Origin of the sequence: Arthrobacter sp. NicSoilB4 (assembly GCF_019977335.1) — a bacterium.
Lineage (GTDB): Bacteria > Actinomycetota > Actinomycetes > Actinomycetales > Micrococcaceae > Arthrobacter.
Genome location: NZ_AP024653.1, coordinates 59,079 through 75,570 on the forward strand (window position 1 = coordinate 59,079; position 16,492 = coordinate 75,570).

The 16,492-nt window shown below is 67.2% G+C and carries 15 protein-coding genes; 7 read left to right on the forward strand and 8 right to left on the reverse strand.

Going from position 1 to position 16,492, the window contains the following annotated elements; translation table 11 throughout:
- Positions 1–181 precede the first annotated feature (181 nt).
- Complete coding sequence (locus LDO13_RS00300) at positions 182–1,318, forward strand: acyl-CoA dehydrogenase family protein (RefSeq protein WP_224048114.1); 1,137 nt, start codon at positions 182–184, stop codon at positions 1,316–1,318.
- 18 nt (positions 1,319–1,336) lie between these two features.
- On the opposite strand, the gene LDO13_RS00305 is transcribed toward LDO13_RS00300, so the two are convergent.
- Positions 1,337–2,215 carry a helix-turn-helix transcriptional regulator gene (locus tag LDO13_RS00305; protein ID WP_224048115.1) on the reverse strand — a complete coding sequence of 293 codons (879 nt, stop codon included), beginning with the start codon at positions 2,213–2,215 and terminating at the stop codon, positions 1,337–1,339.
- A gap of 192 nt (positions 2,216–2,407) precedes the next feature.
- Between LDO13_RS00305 and LDO13_RS00310 the strand changes: the two genes are divergently transcribed.
- The 3 genes from LDO13_RS00310 to LDO13_RS00320 all read left to right on the forward strand — a co-directional run bounded on the left by LDO13_RS00310 (position 2,408) and on the right by LDO13_RS00320 (position 6,425).
- The gene (locus tag LDO13_RS00310) at positions 2,408–3,448 is read left to right on the forward strand and encodes an NAD(P)-dependent alcohol dehydrogenase (RefSeq protein WP_224048116.1); all 1,041 of its coding nucleotides are present in this window, start codon (positions 2,408–2,410) and stop codon (positions 3,446–3,448) included.
- A gap of 107 nt (positions 3,449–3,555) precedes the next feature.
- Positions 3,556–3,945, forward strand: a complete 390-nt coding sequence (locus LDO13_RS00315; RefSeq protein ID WP_224048117.1) for an STAS/SEC14 domain-containing protein — start codon at positions 3,556–3,558, stop codon at positions 3,943–3,945.
- A gap of 62 nt (positions 3,946–4,007) precedes the next feature.
- Complete coding sequence (locus LDO13_RS00320) at positions 4,008–6,425, forward strand: excinuclease ABC subunit UvrA (RefSeq protein WP_224048118.1); 2,418 nt, start codon at positions 4,008–4,010, stop codon at positions 6,423–6,425.
- On the opposite strand, the gene LDO13_RS00325 is transcribed toward LDO13_RS00320, so the two are convergent.
- Positions 6,410–7,450, reverse strand: coding sequence for a hypothetical protein (locus LDO13_RS00325; protein ID WP_224048119.1), 1,041 nt, complete (start codon positions 7,448–7,450; stop codon positions 6,410–6,412). The genes LDO13_RS00320 and LDO13_RS00325 overlap by 16 nt on opposite strands.
- A gap of 310 nt (positions 7,451–7,760) precedes the next feature.
- On the opposite strand from LDO13_RS00325, the gene LDO13_RS00330 reads away from it, so the two are divergent.
- Positions 7,761–8,387 (forward strand): dihydrofolate reductase family protein, encoded by a 627-nt coding sequence (locus LDO13_RS00330; RefSeq protein ID WP_224048120.1) that lies wholly within the window; start codon positions 7,761–7,763, stop codon positions 8,385–8,387.
- 303 nt (positions 8,388–8,690) lie between these two features.
- Here the strand turns inward: LDO13_RS00330 and LDO13_RS00340 are convergent, their stop codons facing one another.
- On the reverse strand, positions 8,691–9,143 hold the full coding sequence (locus LDO13_RS00340; RefSeq protein ID WP_224048121.1) for an SRPBCC family protein: 453 nt from the start codon (positions 9,141–9,143) through the stop codon (positions 8,691–8,693).
- Between the two features lie 38 nt (positions 9,144–9,181).
- Between LDO13_RS00340 and LDO13_RS00345 the strand changes: the two genes are divergently transcribed.
- A complete protein-coding gene (locus LDO13_RS00345; RefSeq protein ID WP_224048122.1) occupies positions 9,182–10,339 on the forward strand; it encodes a DUF6226 family protein in 1,158 nt (385 codons plus the stop codon).
- Positions 10,340–10,369: 30 nt separating this feature from the next.
- On the opposite strand, the gene LDO13_RS00350 is transcribed toward LDO13_RS00345, so the two are convergent.
- The gene (locus LDO13_RS00350; protein ID WP_224048123.1) at positions 10,370–11,053 is read right to left on the reverse strand and encodes a TetR/AcrR family transcriptional regulator; all 684 of its coding nucleotides are present in this window, start codon (positions 11,051–11,053) and stop codon (positions 10,370–10,372) included.
- A gap of 96 nt (positions 11,054–11,149) precedes the next feature.
- Here LDO13_RS00350 and LDO13_RS00355 point away from each other — a divergent pair, with 96 nt between their 5' ends.
- Positions 11,150–12,184 (forward strand): NAD(P)-dependent alcohol dehydrogenase, encoded by a 1,035-nt coding sequence (locus LDO13_RS00355; protein ID WP_224048124.1) that lies wholly within the window; start codon positions 11,150–11,152, stop codon positions 12,182–12,184.
- Between the two features lie 44 nt (positions 12,185–12,228).
- On the opposite strand, the gene LDO13_RS00360 is transcribed toward LDO13_RS00355, so the two are convergent.
- The 4 genes from LDO13_RS00360 to LDO13_RS00375 form a co-directional block, all read right to left on the reverse strand.
- Positions 12,229–14,016: an alpha/beta hydrolase gene (locus tag LDO13_RS00360; RefSeq protein ID WP_224048125.1), complete on the reverse strand. Its 1,788-nt coding sequence runs from the start codon at positions 14,014–14,016 to the stop codon at positions 12,229–12,231.
- A gap of 129 nt (positions 14,017–14,145) precedes the next feature.
- Positions 14,146–14,565 carry a hypothetical protein gene (locus LDO13_RS00365; RefSeq protein WP_224048126.1) on the reverse strand — a complete coding sequence of 140 codons (420 nt, stop codon included), beginning with the start codon at positions 14,563–14,565 and terminating at the stop codon, positions 14,146–14,148.
- A 25-nt stretch (positions 14,566–14,590) separates the two neighbouring features.
- The gene (locus LDO13_RS00370; protein ID WP_224048127.1) at positions 14,591–15,787 is read right to left on the reverse strand and encodes an ABC transporter permease; all 1,197 of its coding nucleotides are present in this window, start codon (positions 15,785–15,787) and stop codon (positions 14,591–14,593) included.
- Entirely contained in the window at positions 15,784–16,491 is a 708-nt protein-coding gene (locus LDO13_RS00375) for an ABC transporter ATP-binding protein (protein WP_224048128.1), read from the reverse strand. The genes LDO13_RS00370 and LDO13_RS00375 overlap by 4 nt, the downstream gene beginning before the upstream one ends.
- Position 16,492 lies beyond the last annotated feature (1 nt).

Genomic DNA, 16,492 nt, shown 5'->3' on the forward strand with positions numbered 1-16,492 from the left:
AGCCATGGCCGCACCTGGTTCCTGTGGCCTGGCGGTCGTTCACCGGCAGCCGGCAAGCAGCGGCGGACCGGGGCCAGGCCGGGTCCGTAGGGGATCGCCCGGAATACTTAGTAGGAAGTCCTAGTAATAATTGGCCCGTCGTACTAAATTGAGTCCAAATCTACGCTTTGGAGGACTGGGTATGTTTGAACTCAACGAGGACCAGCAGTCGCTGGTTGCGATGGTGCGGGACTTCGCCAACGCGGCCCTGGCACCGAACGCCGCGAAATGGGACGAGACCAAACACTTTCCAGTGGACGTGCTGCGGGAAGCCGGCGCCCTGGGTATGGGCGGCATTTATGTGCAGGAGGAGTTCGGCGGCTCCGGGCTAACGCGCAGCGATGCGGTGCTGATCTTCGAGGAACTGGCCAAGGCCGATCCGACGATTGCCGCCTACATCTCCATCCACAACATGGTGGTCTGGATGATCGACTCGTTCGGCAACGATGAGCAGCGCGCCCAGTGGGTGCCGCAGCTTGCCTCCATGGAAGCGCTGGGCAGCTACTGCCTTACCGAGCCCGGCGCCGGCTCCGACGCTGCCGCGCTGAGCACCAGGGCAACACGCGACGGCGAAGAGTACGTGCTGAACGGCGTCAAGCAGTTCATCTCCGGGGCCGGGTCATCGAGCTATTACATCGTGATGGCCCGCACCGCCGACACCGGAAACCGCGGCATCACCGCCATCGTTGTCCCGGCGGAAACCCCGGGCCTGTCGTTCGGTCCGAACGAGAAAAAGATGGGGTGGAACGCCCAGCCGACCCGCCAGGTCATTTTCGACAATGTCCGGGTTCCGATTGCCAACCGCCTCGGGGAGGAAGGCAGCGGGTTTGGGATCGCGATGAAGGGGCTCAACGGAGGGCGCGTCAATATGGGCGCCTGCTCCCTGGGCGGCGGCCAGGCTGCCCTGGACAAGTCGGTGGCCTACCTTAAGGAACGCGAGGCGTTCGGCGGACCGCTGATCAACCAGCAATCCCTGCTGTTCCAGCTGGCCGACATGGAAACCGAGCTGGTGACCGCCCGGACCCTGCTCTGGCGGGCAGCGGACGCCCTGGACCGCGGCGCGCCCGACGCCGTCAAGCTCTGCGCCATGGCCAAGAGGGTCGCCACGGATGCCGGGTTCAACGTCGCCAACAGCGCCATCCAGCTCCACGGGGGCTACGGCTACCTTTCAGAGTACGGACTGGAAAAGATCGCCCGGGACCTGCGGGTCCACCAGATCCTCGAAGGCAGCAACGAGATCATGCGCCTGATCATCGGCCGCATGGTGGCCGGCACCTAGCCGACAGCTGGCTGCCCCTTAGCCTTGCTTCAGCGGTTGGTCAGCGGCATGTTGGGTCTCGGCCCAGCTGGCCAGCAGCCGCAGCGCGTCGCCGGTCGGCGAACCGGGCTCGGCCGTGTAGACCAGCAGTGACAGTCCGGCGTCGGCCGAAAGATCCAGGGCCTCGTACATAAGGTGGAGGTCCCCCACCACGGGATGCCGGAAGTGCTTGCGGCCGGTGTAGTGCAGGCGCACGTTGTGGGCAGCCCACCGGGTCCGGAACTCCTCACTGCGGGTGGACAGTTCCCCCACCAGGTCGGTGAGGCCGCGGTCGTAGGGGTCGCGGCCGGCCTCGGTGCGCAGGATCGCCACAGTGTCATTCGCAGCGCGCTCCCAGTCCGGGTAGAACCCGCGGGAACGGTCGTCCAGGAACAGGAACCGCGCAAAGTTGGCCGGCCGGGCGGGGCCGCCGTACAGGTCGGAGTACATGGCGCGGCCGAGCTGGTTGGCCGCGAGGACGTCCAGTCGCCCGTTGCGGACGAACGCCGGGGCGTCGGTGATCGCGTCGAGCATGTACTGGACACTCGCGCGGACCGCCTGGGTGGCGGCACGGCGGCGCTGCGGCCTGCGCCCGGCGCTGGCGGCCCGGGCCAGATCGAACAGGTGCGCCCGCTCCGCCTCATCGAGCTGCAGCGCACCCGCGAGGGCCTCCAGCACACCTTCGGACACCCCGGAGAGGTTTCCCCGTTCCAGCCTGGTGTAATACTCGACACTGACCCCGGCCAGCATGGCCACTTCGCCGCGGCGCAGTCCGGGGACCCGGCGGTTGCCGCCGTAGTCGGGGAGACCCGCCTGTTCCGGGGTAATTTTCGCCCGCCGGGTGGCCAGGAAGTCCCGGGTCTCGCTCTGGTTGTCCATACTTTCAACGGTAGAGGGTGCCGTGGCTTAAGGGAGACCCTGCCAGTACCCCTTTCAGCAGGGCCTCCCTCGCGAACAGGTCAGTGGTGTTTGATGGACAGTGCCCCCGAAGACGTCCGGGCCGAAAGGCCGCACCTGACCCGTGCCGGACGCCGGGGTGACCCCCCCAAACCAGCCACCAGCAGGAGATCCATGCTTACCGTTAACGCTTACGCCGCCACCTCGGCGACGGAACCCCTCGTTGCCACCACCATCGAGCGCCGGGACGTTGGCCCGCACGACGTCCTGATCGACATCAAGTTCGCCGGCATCTGCCACTCGGACATCCACACCGTCCGCGGCGACTGGGGCCCGCAGCAGTACCCGCTGGCCCCGGGCCACGAAATCGCCGGCATCGTCACCGAAGTCGGCTCGGCCGTCACCAAGCACGCCGTCGGCGACCGCGTCGGCGTCGGCTGCATGGTCAACTCCTGCCGCGAGTGCGTCAACTGCCTGAAGGGCGAGGAGCAGTACTGCCTCGCCGGCAACACGGGCACCTACGGCGCCGTGGACCGCGACGGGACCATCACCCAGGGCGGGTACACCACCCACGTGGTGGTGACCGAGGACTTCGTCGTGCGGATCCCGGAGGGCATCGAGCTCGACGTCGCCGCCCCGCTGCTCTGCGCCGGCATCACCACCTACTCCCCGCTGCGCCACTGGGGCGCGGGCCCCGGCAAGAAGGTCGCCGTCGTCGGCCTTGGCGGGCTGGGACACATGGCCGTCAAGATCGCCCACGCCATGGGCGCCGAGGTCACGGTCCTCTCACAGTCGTTGAAGAAGCAGGAGGACGGGCTCCGCTTGGGGGCGGACCACTACTACGCCACCAGCGACGAGAACACCTTCACGGACCTCGCCGGGTCGTTCGACCTGATCATCAACACCGTCAGTGCCTCGATCGACATCAGCTCCTACCTGCAGCTGCTGACCCTCGACGGCGCCCTGGTGAACGTTGGCGCCCCGGCGGAACCGCTCCCGGTGAACGCGTTCGCCCTCATCATGGGCCGCCGGTCCTTCGCCGGATCCATGATCGGCGGTATCCGGGAAACGCAGGAAATGCTCGACTTCTGCGCCGAGCACCAGCTCGGCGCAGAGATCGAGGTCATCCCGGCGGGGAAGATCAACGACGCCTACGAGCGCGTGCTCGCCTCCGACGTGCGGTACCGCTTCGTGATTGACACCGCAACGCTGTAGTTCCAGTGCAAGGGGCCCTGCCGGTCCGGACCGATAGTTCGGGACAGGCAGGGCCTTTTGGTGTCGGCTGCAGGGCGTCGTCCCAGTTCAGGCCTACAATAAGCCCAATGATGCCTGAACGAGCTGTCGCCGCCGAAGGGAAGAATTCCTTGAGCGTGCGCGCAGGAATCATTGAATCCGTCTGGCTTCCAGGTTCGTTTGTCGACGTCGAGGACGCCAGGGACGCCATGCTGGCAGTGGAGCGAATCAGCGGCGGAACCCCGATGCCGATGCTCTCGGAAATGACCGATGTGGAGATCACCGCAGCGGCCCGGTACGAGTTCGCCCGGACGACGGGCGTTCTCGCCATCGCCGTCCTCGGATCCAACGCCGTGGACCGGGTGGTCGCGGCTGCCATGAGCCGGCACACCCATTACCCGCACGCATTCTTTACCTCCAGGAGCGCCGCCCTGATCTGGCTGACGGACATCTCCAATTTGGAGCCGCGGGGGCAATGAACCGCTGCTAGCATGACCGTCAGGGGCATCAGGAGGCAGCGTGCCCGAGAGATGGAGACACGATGAGCATGTCTACGACGTCGGAAACACAGTCGGATTCACAGTCGGACCAGCAGTCGGCCGCACTGCACGTAGCGGACAGCCACGATCTGCTCCGGGTGCAGGGAGCCCGCGAGAACAACCTCAAAGACATCAGTATCGAGATCCCCAAACGCCGCCTGACGGTGTTCACGGGCGTTTCCGGCTCGGGCAAGAGCTCGCTGGTGTTCGCCACGATCGCCGCCGAGTCGCAGCGGATGATCAACGAAACCTACAGCGCCTTTGTGCAGGGGTTCATGCCCAACCTGTCACGGCCCGACGTCGACTTTCTCGAAGGCCTGACGACGGCGATCATCGTCGACCAGGAGCGGATGGGCGCGAACCCCCGCTCCACGGTGGGCACGGCCACCGACGCCAACGCGATGCTCCGGATCCTCTTCAGCCGGCTGGGATCGCCCCACGTGGGCCCGCCCACGGCGTTCTCCTTCAACGTCCCGACGCGGAAGGCCAGCGGCGTGATGAGCACCGAAAAAGCCGGCGGCAGGGTCGAGAAGAGCGTTGTGCAGAACGTCGTCTACCTGGGCGGCATGTGTCCGCGCTGCGAGGGCATGGGCTCGGTCTCCGACTTTGACCTCACCGCGCTCTACGACGAAACCAAGTCGCTGGCCGAGGGTGCCCTCACGGTCCCCGGCTACAGCATGGACGGCTGGTACGGCCGCATCTTCAGCGGCGCCGGGTTCAACATGGACAAGCCGATCGCCAAGTACACCAAAAAGGAAATGCACGACCTCCTTTACAAGGAACCGACCAAGATCAAGGTCGAGGGCATCAACCTCACCTACGAGGGCTTGATCCCGAAGATCCAGAAATCGATGCTCTCCAAGGACGTCGACGCGATGCAGCCCCACATCCGGGCCTTCGTGGAGCGCGCCATCACCTTCCAGGCCTGCCCCGAATGCGACGGCACGCGGCTCAGCCCCGAGGCCAGGTCCTCGAAAATCCAGGGCAAGAACATCGCCGACCTCTGCGAGATGCAGATCAGCGACCTCGCCACGTGGGTCCGCGAGCTCAACGAGCCCTCGGTCGCGCCGCTACTCAAGGGCCTGCAGCACCTGCTCGATTCGTTCGCAGAAATCGGGCTCGGTTACCTCTCGCTGGACCGGCCGGCGGGCACGCTGTCCGGGGGAGAGGCCCAGCGCACCAAGATGATCCGGCACCTGGGCTCGTCCCTGACGGACATCACGTACGTCTTTGACGAACCGACGATCGGCCTGCACCCGCACGACATCGAGCGGATGAACCAGTTGCTGCTGCAGCTGCGCGACAAGGGCAACACCGTGCTCGTCGTCGAGCACAAGCCGGAGACCATCGCCATCGCCGACCACGTCGTTGATCTGGGCCCCGGCGCGGGCACCGAAGGCGGCCGCGTCTGCTTCGAGGGCAGCGTGGAGGGGCTGCGGGCGAGTGACACCATCACCGGCCGCCACCTCGATGACCGGGCCAAGGTCAAGGGATCGGTGCGGAAGCCTTCCGGCGCGATGGAGGTGCGGGGCGCCTCGACGCACAACCTGAAGGACGTCGACGTCGACGTTCCGCTTGGTGTGCTGTGTGTGGTCACGGGTGTCGCGGGGTCGGGGAAGAGCTCGCTGATCCAGGGCTCGGTGGCAGGCCGCGAGGGTGTTGTGGTGATCGACCAGGGCGCCATCAAGGGGTCCCGGCGCAGCAACCCCGCGACCTACACGGGCCTGCTTGAGCCGATCCGCAAGGCGTTTGCCAAGGCCAACGGCGTGAAGCCGGCGCTGTTCAGCTCCAACTCGGAAGGCGCCTGCCCCACCTGCAATGGTGCCGGCGTCATCTTCACCGAACTGGGCGTGATGGCCACGGTCGAGTCCACCTGCGAGGACTGCGAGGGCAAGAGGTTCCAGGCCTCAGTCCTGGAATACAAGCTGGGCGGCCGCAACATCGCCGAGGTGCTGGCAATGTCGATGACGGAGGCCGAGGACTTCTTCGGTGCCGGCGAGGCGAAGACGCCGGCGGCGCACAAGATCCTGGACCGGCTGGTGGACGTCGGGCTTGGCTACCTCACCCTCGGCCAGCCGCTCACCACACTGTCCGGCGGCGAAAGGCAGCGCGTCAAACTTGCCACCCAGATGGCGGAGAAGGGCGACGTTTACGTCCTCGACGAGCCCACCACCGGCCTGCATCTCGCTGATGTCCAGAACCTGCTGGGCCTGCTCGACCGCCTGGTGGAGTCCGGAAAATCGGTCATCGTGATCGAGCATCACCAGGCGGTCATGGCGCACGCCGACTGGCTCATCGATCTGGGTCCCGGTGCAGGACACGACGGCGGCCGGGTCGTCTTCGAGGGCACCCCGGCGGACCTGGTCGCCGCGCGGTCCACCCTGACAGGGGAGCACCTCGCGGCTTACGTCGGCGGGTGACCCGTCCGGGGCTGATTTTTCCGGTTCTGTTCCCGGACGACCGTCCCGATCACTGCGATCACCAGTGCCAGGACCAGTGCCGGCCCCGCCCCGCCGGCGGGGCCGAGTGCCGACGTGAAAACCTGTTTGCCCAGCGCGGCCATCCCTTGCAGGTCTCCCGCCAGGACACGCGTGCCCAGCATGCTGCGTACCGCTGAGAAGATCGCGGGAACCACCCAGAGCAGACCCAGATCGACCAACCACACCAGGGCCCGGATCTTCGGGCGCAGTCCGCACCACGCGAGTGCGGCGCCCACCAGCACTGCCGGGAGCCAGCGCAACGCCATCGCCAACAACGCCGGGAAGTTGCCGATGCCGGCCACCGCACTTACGCCGGCAGCCAGCCAGGACGCCAGCGGCACAGCCGCAAGGCCAACGCCCAGGGCAGCCAGCGCCATGGATCTTGCCGCGAGGAGCAGCAGCGACACCAGCCCCGCAGCGATCGCGGCCGCCACCCCGGCGAGCATGCCGGCCAGGTAGAGGCTTGACAGCTGCCCGGGCGCCAGGCCGCCGGCGAGCACCGTGAACGCCTGAGCCGCCGAGGCGACCTGCACCGCCGCCACAGCCACGGCCGCGCACCACGTGGCCAGGAGCCGCCGCGCGGGCGACCAGCACCGGACCGCGAATCCTGCGGACGCCCCGCCCGTGACCATGAGGGCCACCAGTGTGGTGCTTTCGTACTGGTTCAGGGGCAGGAGTGCCAGCGGCATCTGCGCCGGCATCACCTGCGTGCCCCACAAGTTCTGGAGCGGGAGCCGCGCGCCGGTGATCAGCCAGGGCGCCAGCCCCAACAGTCCGGCCGCGAGCCCGATCAGGAGGGCAATGGCAACATCCCTGCCTGCCCCGTGCGCAGCCACGTTCGTCTGGTGCGCCGGGTGCGGTTTTGGCTGCTCGGCGGTGCTGCGCTGGCTTCCGCTGCTGCCGGCGACGAGATCAGCCTCAGCAGGGGGACGGCGGCGACCTATCTGGTCGTCGGGGTCACTCACGGGAACTCCTTTAGTAGCGGCGGGATTGCGCGGATGCCTGAGGTGATGGCGCAGCCCGCGGCCGCCCAGGAGGGCCTGCAGTAAACGGGCTGGAAGGTCAGATGCTACACCGAGTGGATTAATTGAGCGGCCACCGTCCCCGGAACTGCCGCAATTTAGCCCGTCGTGTAGGCCGTGGGAGGAACGTCGTACGCCGTTGCATACGGTGCCCGCGTTGCATAGCCTCGCCGTAGGGCCCGGTTTCCACCCCAGCCCGCCATCACTCACACCACAGGCCGTCCCGGATGATCGGGTCGGCAAAGGAGAAACGATGAAGCTGACAGTATTCGAGTTCGTGAGTGTCGACGGCGTATCGCAGGGCCCGGGATCGCCTGAGGAAGACACCAGCGACGGGTTCACCCAGGGTGGATGGCTTGTCCCGCTCATGGACGGAGCATTCATCCGGCAGGCCGCGGAATGGCTCGGCCAGGCGGACGCGCTCCTGCTCGGCCGACGCACCTACGACGCGTTCGCGAGGGACTGGCCGCAGATCACAGATCCGGACGATCCATTCACTGCGCTCATGAACGGCCTGCCGAAATACGTCGCCTCGCACACTCTGACGGCGGGCAGCTGGAATCCGACCACCATCCTGTCGGGCGATGTCGCAGACCAGGTCGCGGAACTCAAAGAGCAACCCGGCCGGGAGCTCCAGATCCACGGAAGCGCCCGGCTGGTCCAATCCCTGCTGGCCGCAGGGCTGATCGACGAGTTTCGGCTCGTGGTGGCTCCGGTCATCGTCGGTCATGGCCGCCGCCTCTTCCCCGACGGCGGCGCATCAGCGGGGCTGCGCCTCGTCAGCAGTCAGACCACCCCTGGCGGACTCACCCTCCAGGTGTACGAACGAACGGGACCCGCCACCTACGCGACATACACCGGAGTCTCAGACCTGGGCTAGGTTCTGAACCGCCGACGGGCTCGCGAAGGGCCGGGCGGCGCTGGTTCAGGCGCCGTGTCCGCCTCCACAGCACCGGAACAAAACGCATCCACCACCCCATCGTCGGGAATCTCGAACTCGATTTCAAAGCGATGCCCTTGTCAGCAGGGAGTGGACTGATGTTCCTGGCGTACACCGCCAGAGCCGGCACCGTCTCTCACGACAGCCTTCAGCTTCTCGCAACGTGGGCGGCCACCCACGACCGGGCACCGGCCAGCACTCCAGCACCGCCCGAGCTCAGCGAGGGCCGCTAAGCACTTGCGGTCAGCGCTGCGGGGCCGCGGTCAGGTGCCGGTTGCGCGCCTCAATGAGCTTCCGGAGATAGCGGGCCAGAACCAGCTTCTCGGCCACACGTCCGAGCGGGCCGAACGGGGCCACGAACTCGATCCGGTCCACCATGATGGTTCCTTCGGGATCCTCGCCGAACTCATGGACGTGCCGGAACCGCCGGAACGGGCCCTTGACCTGCTCATCAACGAAAGAATCCGGAGCCTCCATCTGCGTGATGCGGCTCGTCATCCGAATCGGGACACCGAAATGCCAGGCCCGCCAGGTCACCTCTTCCCCCAGGGAGATCAGGCCGGTCCTGACGCCGGCAACGGCATCTTCCCGTGACCGCGCCATCGAGTCCTTGTGGGCGTCGATGCTGCGGGCCAGGTCAAACAATTCGGCCTTGGGCATGCTTGTCCGCGTCGTGCATTCGAAGTAGACCGCCATCGTCCGAGTATGCCAGGCCCCGGGACTAGGATCGCCTCATGGGGCCGACGGAGGACTTGTTCGAAGGGATGCCGGGCAGGCTGCCGGAGTCGATGGCGCGCGGCAGGGCGCTGTACCGGTCAACGGAGGGCCCGACGGCGGCCGTCAGGCATGTGGGCGGCTACGCACCTTTCATCGAATTCTGTGAACGCAACGGAGTGCACGCCGGAGAACTGGCCTCAGACCCTGAAGGGCTCATTTGGTTCCTGCGTTGGCACGGTGCCCAGCTTGCTCACGAAGGCGCGCTCAGTGCTGCGGCGGCCGTCTTCGCCGGGAACACCATCGCCGGGCTGCGGCCGGACGCGCGGTGGTACGCCTACGAAGGGGCCCCTCCCACGGTGGGGAACCGGGAAAGGCAGTTCGAGGTTGACCGGCTACTTGATGGGCTGGTCAGCGCCGACGACGAATCCATACAGGAGCTCGTTTCCATGCTGGCGGTCTGGGCCCAGGAAGAGCTGGATGAGGCCCCGGCAGCGCAGCCGATCCCGGTGGCCCCGTCGGCTGGACAGCCCCGCTATGTCCGGCCGCACCTGCCTCAGATGACTTACTTTTCGCCCGAGGGGCGGCCCATTCCGTACGGCCGGCAATGGGGCGATGACGGGCCAGATCCCGATTCGTACAGCGTGGACAGCCACCCCGAGCGTTTCGCCGGGCTCCACGGCGTCGCCCGCGCCCTGATCGACCATCTCAGGGACGTCTACGACGTCGACGTTGACGACGATCCGGTGCATGCTGGGGAAATGCTGCTGGACGTCAAGGACGTGCTGGAGTCAGTCAAGGTCACGCCGCGGCGTTCCGGAGCAGCGCCCCTGACGTTCGTGCTGACCGGGTATCCGGGGGTGGCGGTGCATGCCGGAGTGCTGCACGACTTCCCGTTTCCGGTATGCGGCTGCGACGCCTGCGACGAAACAGTCGAGACAACAGCGGACCGGCTGGAGTTTCTGGTACTTTCGGTCGCCGCTGGCGGCTACCGCGAACGCTACCCGGTGGGCCGCAAGCGCTGGAGCGAATACACTCTGAACGCGTTCGACGGTTCCGGGTCGGAAAGCGGCCAAAGTGAACCCGCCCCGGCCGCCGGCGCCCGTCTCCGGGTCGCCGAGACCAGGCTGCGGGAAGTAGCCGCGGGATGGAGACCCTGGCCGCTGCGGGGACGTTGACAGCGGACGGTCCCGCAACGTCCGTCGCGGTCAGGTGTTGCGGGTGCCCGCAGCGGGCTGCACAGACCTTGCGAGGCCGTCGAGGACCAGGTCGAGCCCAAACTCGAACTCCGCACCGTAGTCGTAGCCGGGCTTCATCACATGCTCGATCGAGAACTCGGCGAGGTGTGGGTAGTCCCCCGAGGAATAGTGGCTCATCATGCGCTCGGCAACCTCGGCCAGGGGTTCCGGGCCGTTGACCGGCAGGGTGGCCTCGGAGAGGGCGAACCCGTAAACGTAGGCGTCGATCACGGCGTAGGCGTGGGCGGTCATCTCCACCGAGAAGCCCGCCGCGCGGAGCGTGCCGATGACGGCGTCGTGGTGTTTCAGCGTTGCCGGTCCGGGGCTTGTCCGCGTCTCGACGAGGCCGATTGCCCACGGGTGGCGCCGCATCGCCTCGCGGGCGGAGGCGGCCCGCCGCCGCATCTCAACGCGCCAGTCGCCGCCGATCACCGGCAGGTCGATCTCGCTGAAGACGATGTCCACGATGCCGTCGAGAACCTCATCCTTGTTGGCCACGTGGTGGTAGATCGACATCGGCTTGACCTCGAGTGCGTCGGCGAGTGAGCGCATCGTCAGGGCTCCAATTCCACCGGCGTCGGCAACCGTGACGGCGCCGCGCAACACCAGCTCCCGGCTGAGCCGGGGGCGGCTTGGGCTAGCTCCTGCAGGCATTTAACACTCCACGTTTCATCAGGCCATAGACCGTTCGTACTTAGTACGATACATTAACCGTACTAAGTACGAAAACTTCCCTTGAAAGGCCCTGACATGACGAACCACATCAGTGCGCCGGCCGCAGGCAACCAGGCTGCCGCTGACGACACCATGAAAGCCATCGTGCAGGACGCGTACGGTTCCGCGGACGTCCTCCGTTCCGGCCGGACCGCGCGGCCGCGCATCGCCGAGAACGAAGTGCTGATCCGTGTGCACGCGGCGGGGATGGACCGCGGGACGTGGCACATGACGACGGGCCGGCCCTACCTCCTGCGCATCCTCGGATTTGGGTTCCGCAGGCCGAAGAACAGCGTACCGGGAATCGACGTCGCCGGCACCGTCGCCGCTGTTGGCTCCGCCGTTTCCCGGTTCGCCGTGGGTGACCAGGTGTACGGGATGTCCCGGGGGTCGTTCGCCGAGTACGCCGCCGCGCTGGAGGACAAGCTGGCCCACAAACCCTCCAACCTGTCATTCGAGCAGGCCGCCGTGGTGCCGATCTCTGCGGGCACTGCCCTCCAGGCCCTGGACGCCGGACAAGTGGAGCGCGGCCAGAAGGTGCTGGTCCTGGGCGCCTCAGGCGGCGTCGGCACCTACGCCGTGCAGCTGGCCAAGTCCCTTGGTGCGGAGGTCACGGGCGTCAGCAGCGCCGGAAAGGCCGATTTGGTGCGGTCGCTCGGAGCGGACCACGTCCTGGACTACGCGACGGATGACTTCGCCGACGGTTCGCGTCACTACGACCTGATCCTCGACATCGGAGGCAACCCGAAACTTTCCCGGCTGCGCCGGGCCCTCACGCCCACCGGGACGGCCGTCGTCGTCGGAGGCGAGGAAGGCGGCAAGTGGACGGGAGGCTTCGGCCGGAGCCTGCGGGCACCCCTCGTGTCCCTGTTCGTGCGCCAGCGCCTGGCCATGCTCGCGTCCAAGGAACGCGCCAGCGACCTCGAGCGGCTCAACCCCCTCCTCAAGTCCGGCGCCGTGACGCCGACCATCGACAGGACGTTCACGCTCGCCGACGTGCCGGATGCCATGCGGCGCCTGGAAGCAGGGCACGTGCGCGGCAAGATCGCCATCACGGTTTTCAGGGGCTAATGAAACCACTGGGCAGGCAGGCTCCGTCTGGAGCCTGCAAAACGTCAGGGGCGGAGCAGGAACTCCCGCACGGCATGGATGTACTCGGCGGACCGCGTTGCCATCACCCCGTGGCCTTCGCCCGCGAAAATACGGACTTCAGCCTGAGGGTAGAGGGCACGGAGGGCCGCACGTGCCTGGGGTGAGAAGGCTTTGTCCTGCTCCGATTCGATCAGCAGCACCGGCATGGGGGGCGTTGCGAGTGTGGGCGCCTGCGCTCCCGCGGCCGGCAGACGCATAAATTCGTTTATCTCCCGCAGGCCGGACAGCAGGTCCTCCTTGCCCAGCCGGCCGAGAATGTCCGTGAGCAGCTTGTTCCAGAACACCGCGTCGCCCTGCGAATCCGGGGCGAACCAGTGGCGCCAGTTCCAGCCGGTCAACGAACGCACGGCATTTTCCGGAAGCACGGCGAGGATGCGGATGAGGAGCGGGAGCATCGGCAGTGGGGGCGCGGCGGGGCTCCCGGTGTTCGCGAGCACGAGGCGCCGCACGCGGCCGGGATGCCGGCGGGCGAACGCCTGGGCCACAAAACCGCCGAACGATGAGCCGAACACATCCGCCTGCCCGGCTCCCTCGGCGTCGAGGATCGCCGCCAGGCCGTCGGCGAGCCCGGTGATGCCGGCACCGGGAGGATAGGCCGGTGCAAGCACGCGGAAGTCCCGTTCCAGCGCTTCGATCAGCAGCAGGTACATGGCCGGGACGCGGGTGCCCCCGGCTGGCAGAAGCACCGTCTGCCCGCCCGAGCCTCCGGCGAGGTAGCGCCACTGCACGCCGTCGACGTCGAGCGTGCGGTACCGGTGGCCGGCACGGAAGGCCTCAAGCCGGGCGTCCAGCGTCGACGGCGGCCCGGCCTCCCGCTCGTCCGGGCTGCGTTCCGGCGCAGGGAGGTGCGGGGAACGGCCTTCACTCCGGCCCGGGGGAAGGGGGCGGCCGTCGAGGAACCGGCCGACGGCGTCGGCGTACTCGGTCGGGTGCGTGGCGGCCGCCCAGTGCCCGCCTTCGCCGAAAACGTACGCCCGGGCGCCGGGATAAGCGGCCAGCAGGGCTTCGCGTTCGCGCGGCGTGAAGCCGCGGTCGTCCGAAGCGGCGATCAGCAGCACATCCTCCGGACGCTCGAAGGTCGACGCGGCGGCGTAACGGTCCGGATGAGCCACCAGATCCAGAAGCACTTCCAGGCGCGCCAGTGCCGATTCCTTGGTGTGGGCGGCGAAGAGGTCCTCCGTGTAGGCGCGGAGGAAGGCACGCTCATTGTCTTCCGCCCCCGCGGTAAGGCGAGTGATCCTCGGACGGTAGAACGCGGCGAGGGCGGCCTTGGGCAGCAACGCGAAGGCACGGACAAAAACGCGCACCAGCCGCGTGTGGCCCCGCGTATAGAGACCGAAGCCGGAAAGGATGAGCTTGTCCACCCGCTGCGGATAGCGGCGGGCAAAGGCGTGCGCGACGCCGGCGCCAAGGGAGTGGCCGAAAATGCTCGCAGAGGTGATCCGCTCCGCGTCGAGTATGGCCACGATCCCTTCCAGAAGTTCGGCCATGGTCCGCACCGCGGGATAGGAAGGGGAGATGACCCGGAAGCGGGGTTCGAACGCGGTGATCGTGCGGAACGCGGAATCGCCGAAAGAGAACCCGCCGCCCAGGACCAGAAGCGCGGGTCTGGCGCCCTCAGCTGAGGCGGAATCCCCTGCGGTGTGCGGCCCGGCGGGTCCCGCGATGTACTTCCATTCGACGCCGCCGACTGTCAGCGATCGGTAGGGGTGGCTGGCGCGGAACGCCCGTAGCTCGGCATAGCCGTCCATGGATCCTCCCGCCGGATGGCCTGATAGGACGGAGACTACGCCGCAGCTTCCGGCCATCGCAACGGATGCCTGACCGGGAACGCATCAGCGCTGTTGGCTGGGCGTTTCGGCGCCGGTGTCTGTTGCCGTTCAGAGGTGCGGGCTGCGGGACCGCCGTCGTGAACGCGCCGCTTCGGCCAGGACCAAGGCCATGAACGACGCGATTCCCGCCGCGCCGATCGCAATGCGTGCCCAGGGTGGAAGGCCCCACAACCCGTGGGCCGGGGACTGCAGTCCGAAGACTCCGGAGATCAACACGAGTGTTCCGCCGGAGGCCAGAACCACTGAAGTGATGACCAGGGCCCAGAACCGTGCCAGCCGCGACTTCGGCGCGAAGTTGTCTGCGTACTGGCTGGGTGTTCCGAACGCGGCCGTAGGGTCCTCCCCGGATTCGGCGATCCGGCGCTGGACGTCGCGCACGATCCGGGTTACCGCTGCGGCGGGAACGTCCCGGAGTTCCAGAATCTCCGCCAGTTCTGTTGTGTATTCTGTTGCAGCCGTCTCAGTCATGTCGGGGTTCCTTCCCGTTACGTTGCTAGAAGCGGATTGCATCGATGACCTTGACGCGGACCGCGACGACGGCGGGGATGGCCCCGGCCAATGCGCCGACAAGAACGGCCGCCCCAAGGCCGAGGAGGGCCGCGTCCACCGGAAATGGCGGATATTCCGTCAGGCTCGGCGCGATCTTGGATTCGATCCAGGGGTTCTTGACCACCGCGACGGCGAGCATGACCCCAATCACCCCGGCCACCGCCGTTGCCACAACGGACTCCATCATGACGCCCAGGAAGATGCGCCGGGACGTGGCCCCAAAGCTTCGCCGGATCCCGATTTCCCGGACCCGGTACCGCACGGTGACCATGGAGATGTTCAGCATTCCGACCGCCCCCAGGAGCAAAACGAGTCCGGCCACACCGCCAACGACCAGCTGGGCAGGCGCGAATGGATCCCCGTAGCTGGCGTAATCCGACCGGTCCACCGCGGACTGCATGCCGGGGAACTGCTGTTCGAGGTCCGAGGCGATGGCTGCCTTGAGCGAGGCTGCCTGTTCGTCCTGGACCCAGATTTTGAACTGCTGCCCGGGCCCTGCCGCGCCGCCGGTCAAGACCCCCGACCGCTCGGCAGCGCCCGTCAGCATGAAGGCCGACGGCGGGTTCTCAGGATAGGGATCGGGCACGACGCCGATGATCACGGCTGTTGTCTTCAGGTCTCCGGAGGTGGTGATCTTGGGACTGGTGGCCAGGTCTGGCCGCCCGGCGGCGTTGTAGAAGCTCTCCGAGACAACCAGCGCGGGTGCCAGCCGTTCCTCGTCGTTCGCCGCGAACCAGCCTCCCTGGCTTACGTCGATCCGGTGAATGACCCCGTAGCCCGGATCGATCACCTGGAGCTGCACCGGCTGGACGCCCCGGGGAAACTGAAAGGACAGTTGCGCCTGGGAAGCGTGCGAAAAGTACGTTATTCCGTAGCGCTCGATGATGCCGCGGTAGGCGACTTCCAGTTTCTGCGGATCGGGTTGGCTGGGGCCGTAAACCCCGATCGCGAGGGTGGCCGAACGGCCGCCGTTTCGTTCGGAATCTGCCTTGAATCCTTCCCGCGCCAGGTCGCCGACGCCGACGACTGACGTGAGGGCAGCGACCGACAGTGCCACTCCCACGAGGGCCAGGAGAATGCGTGTTTTGTTGATTCGGAGTTCCTGCCACGCCTCTACCAGGGCGGATACGACGCCGGTCACGCGGGCACCCCTGCCGGGATCTCGGCGGGGGTGAGCACGCCTGCGTCGAGGCGATAGCACGCCCGGGCCAGGGCTGCGACGTTGACGTCGTGCGTGATCGTGATGAGCGCGGCTCCCGATTCGGTGGCCACCGTATCGAGCAGTGCCATGACGGCCTGGCCGGTATCAATATCGAGGGCGCCGGTGGGTTCGTCCGCCAGGATCAGCCGGGGCCGGCGAACGAGCGCCCGCGCTATCGCGACCCTTTGCTGTTCGCCGCCGGAGAGCATGTTCGGCAGCGTGTCGGCGCGCTGTGCCAGGCCCACACGGTCCAGCATGTCCATGGCCAGTTCCCTGCGCCGCCAGAACTGGGCTCCCTTGGCGTACAGCAGGGGAGTGATCACGTTGTCCAGCGCGCTCCGGCCCGGCAGGAGGTTGAACTGCTGGAACACGAACCCCACCGAGGACCCGCGCAGTACCGCCCGCTCGTTGCCGCGCATCTGCTCCACAGGGGTCCCCTGGAATCGGAGTTCTCCGCTGGTGGGCAGGTCCAGCAGCCCGAGGAGGTTCAGGAGGGTGGACTTCCCGCACCCGGATCGACCGATCACCGCCGTGTGGTCCCCGGCGTGGACGGCGAGGTCCACACCCCGGAGAATATGCAGCTCTTGGTCGTCGGGAAGGCGGACGGTCCGGGTCACACCCGAGAGGGCTACCAGTTCCTCCATG

Bases quoted from the DNA above. Each gene is read 5' to 3' on its own strand.
- LDO13_RS00300 (WP_224048114.1), top strand. From the start codon at position 182: ATGTTTGAACTCAACGAGGACCAGCAGTCGCTGGTTGCGATGGTGCGG.
- LDO13_RS00305 (WP_224048115.1), bottom strand. From the start codon at position 2,215: ATGGACAACCAGAGCGAGACCCGGGACTTCCTGGCCACCCGGCGGGCG.
- LDO13_RS00310 (WP_224048116.1), top strand. From the start codon at position 2,408: ATGCTTACCGTTAACGCTTACGCCGCCACCTCGGCGACGGAACCCCTC.
- LDO13_RS00315 (WP_224048117.1), top strand. From the start codon at position 3,556: ATGATGCCTGAACGAGCTGTCGCCGCCGAAGGGAAGAATTCCTTGAGC.
- LDO13_RS00320 (WP_224048118.1), top strand. From the start codon at position 4,008: ATGAGCATGTCTACGACGTCGGAAACACAGTCGGATTCACAGTCGGAC.
- LDO13_RS00330 (WP_224048120.1), top strand. From the start codon at position 7,761: ATGAAGCTGACAGTATTCGAGTTCGTGAGTGTCGACGGCGTATCGCAG.
- LDO13_RS00340 (WP_224048121.1), bottom strand. From the start codon at position 9,143: ATGGCGGTCTACTTCGAATGCACGACGCGGACAAGCATGCCCAAGGCC.
- LDO13_RS00345 (WP_224048122.1), top strand. From the start codon at position 9,182: ATGGGGCCGACGGAGGACTTGTTCGAAGGGATGCCGGGCAGGCTGCCG.
- LDO13_RS00350 (WP_224048123.1), bottom strand. From the start codon at position 11,053: ATGCCTGCAGGAGCTAGCCCAAGCCGCCCCCGGCTCAGCCGGGAGCTG.
- LDO13_RS00355 (WP_224048124.1), top strand. From the start codon at position 11,150: ATGACGAACCACATCAGTGCGCCGGCCGCAGGCAACCAGGCTGCCGCT.
- LDO13_RS00360 (WP_224048125.1), bottom strand. From the start codon at position 14,016: ATGGACGGCTATGCCGAGCTACGGGCGTTCCGCGCCAGCCACCCCTAC.
- LDO13_RS00365 (WP_224048126.1), bottom strand. From the start codon at position 14,565: ATGACTGAGACGGCTGCAACAGAATACACAACAGAACTGGCGGAGATT.
- LDO13_RS00375 (WP_224048128.1), bottom strand. From the start codon at position 16,491: ATGGAGGAACTGGTAGCCCTCTCGGGTGTGACCCGGACCGTCCGCCTT.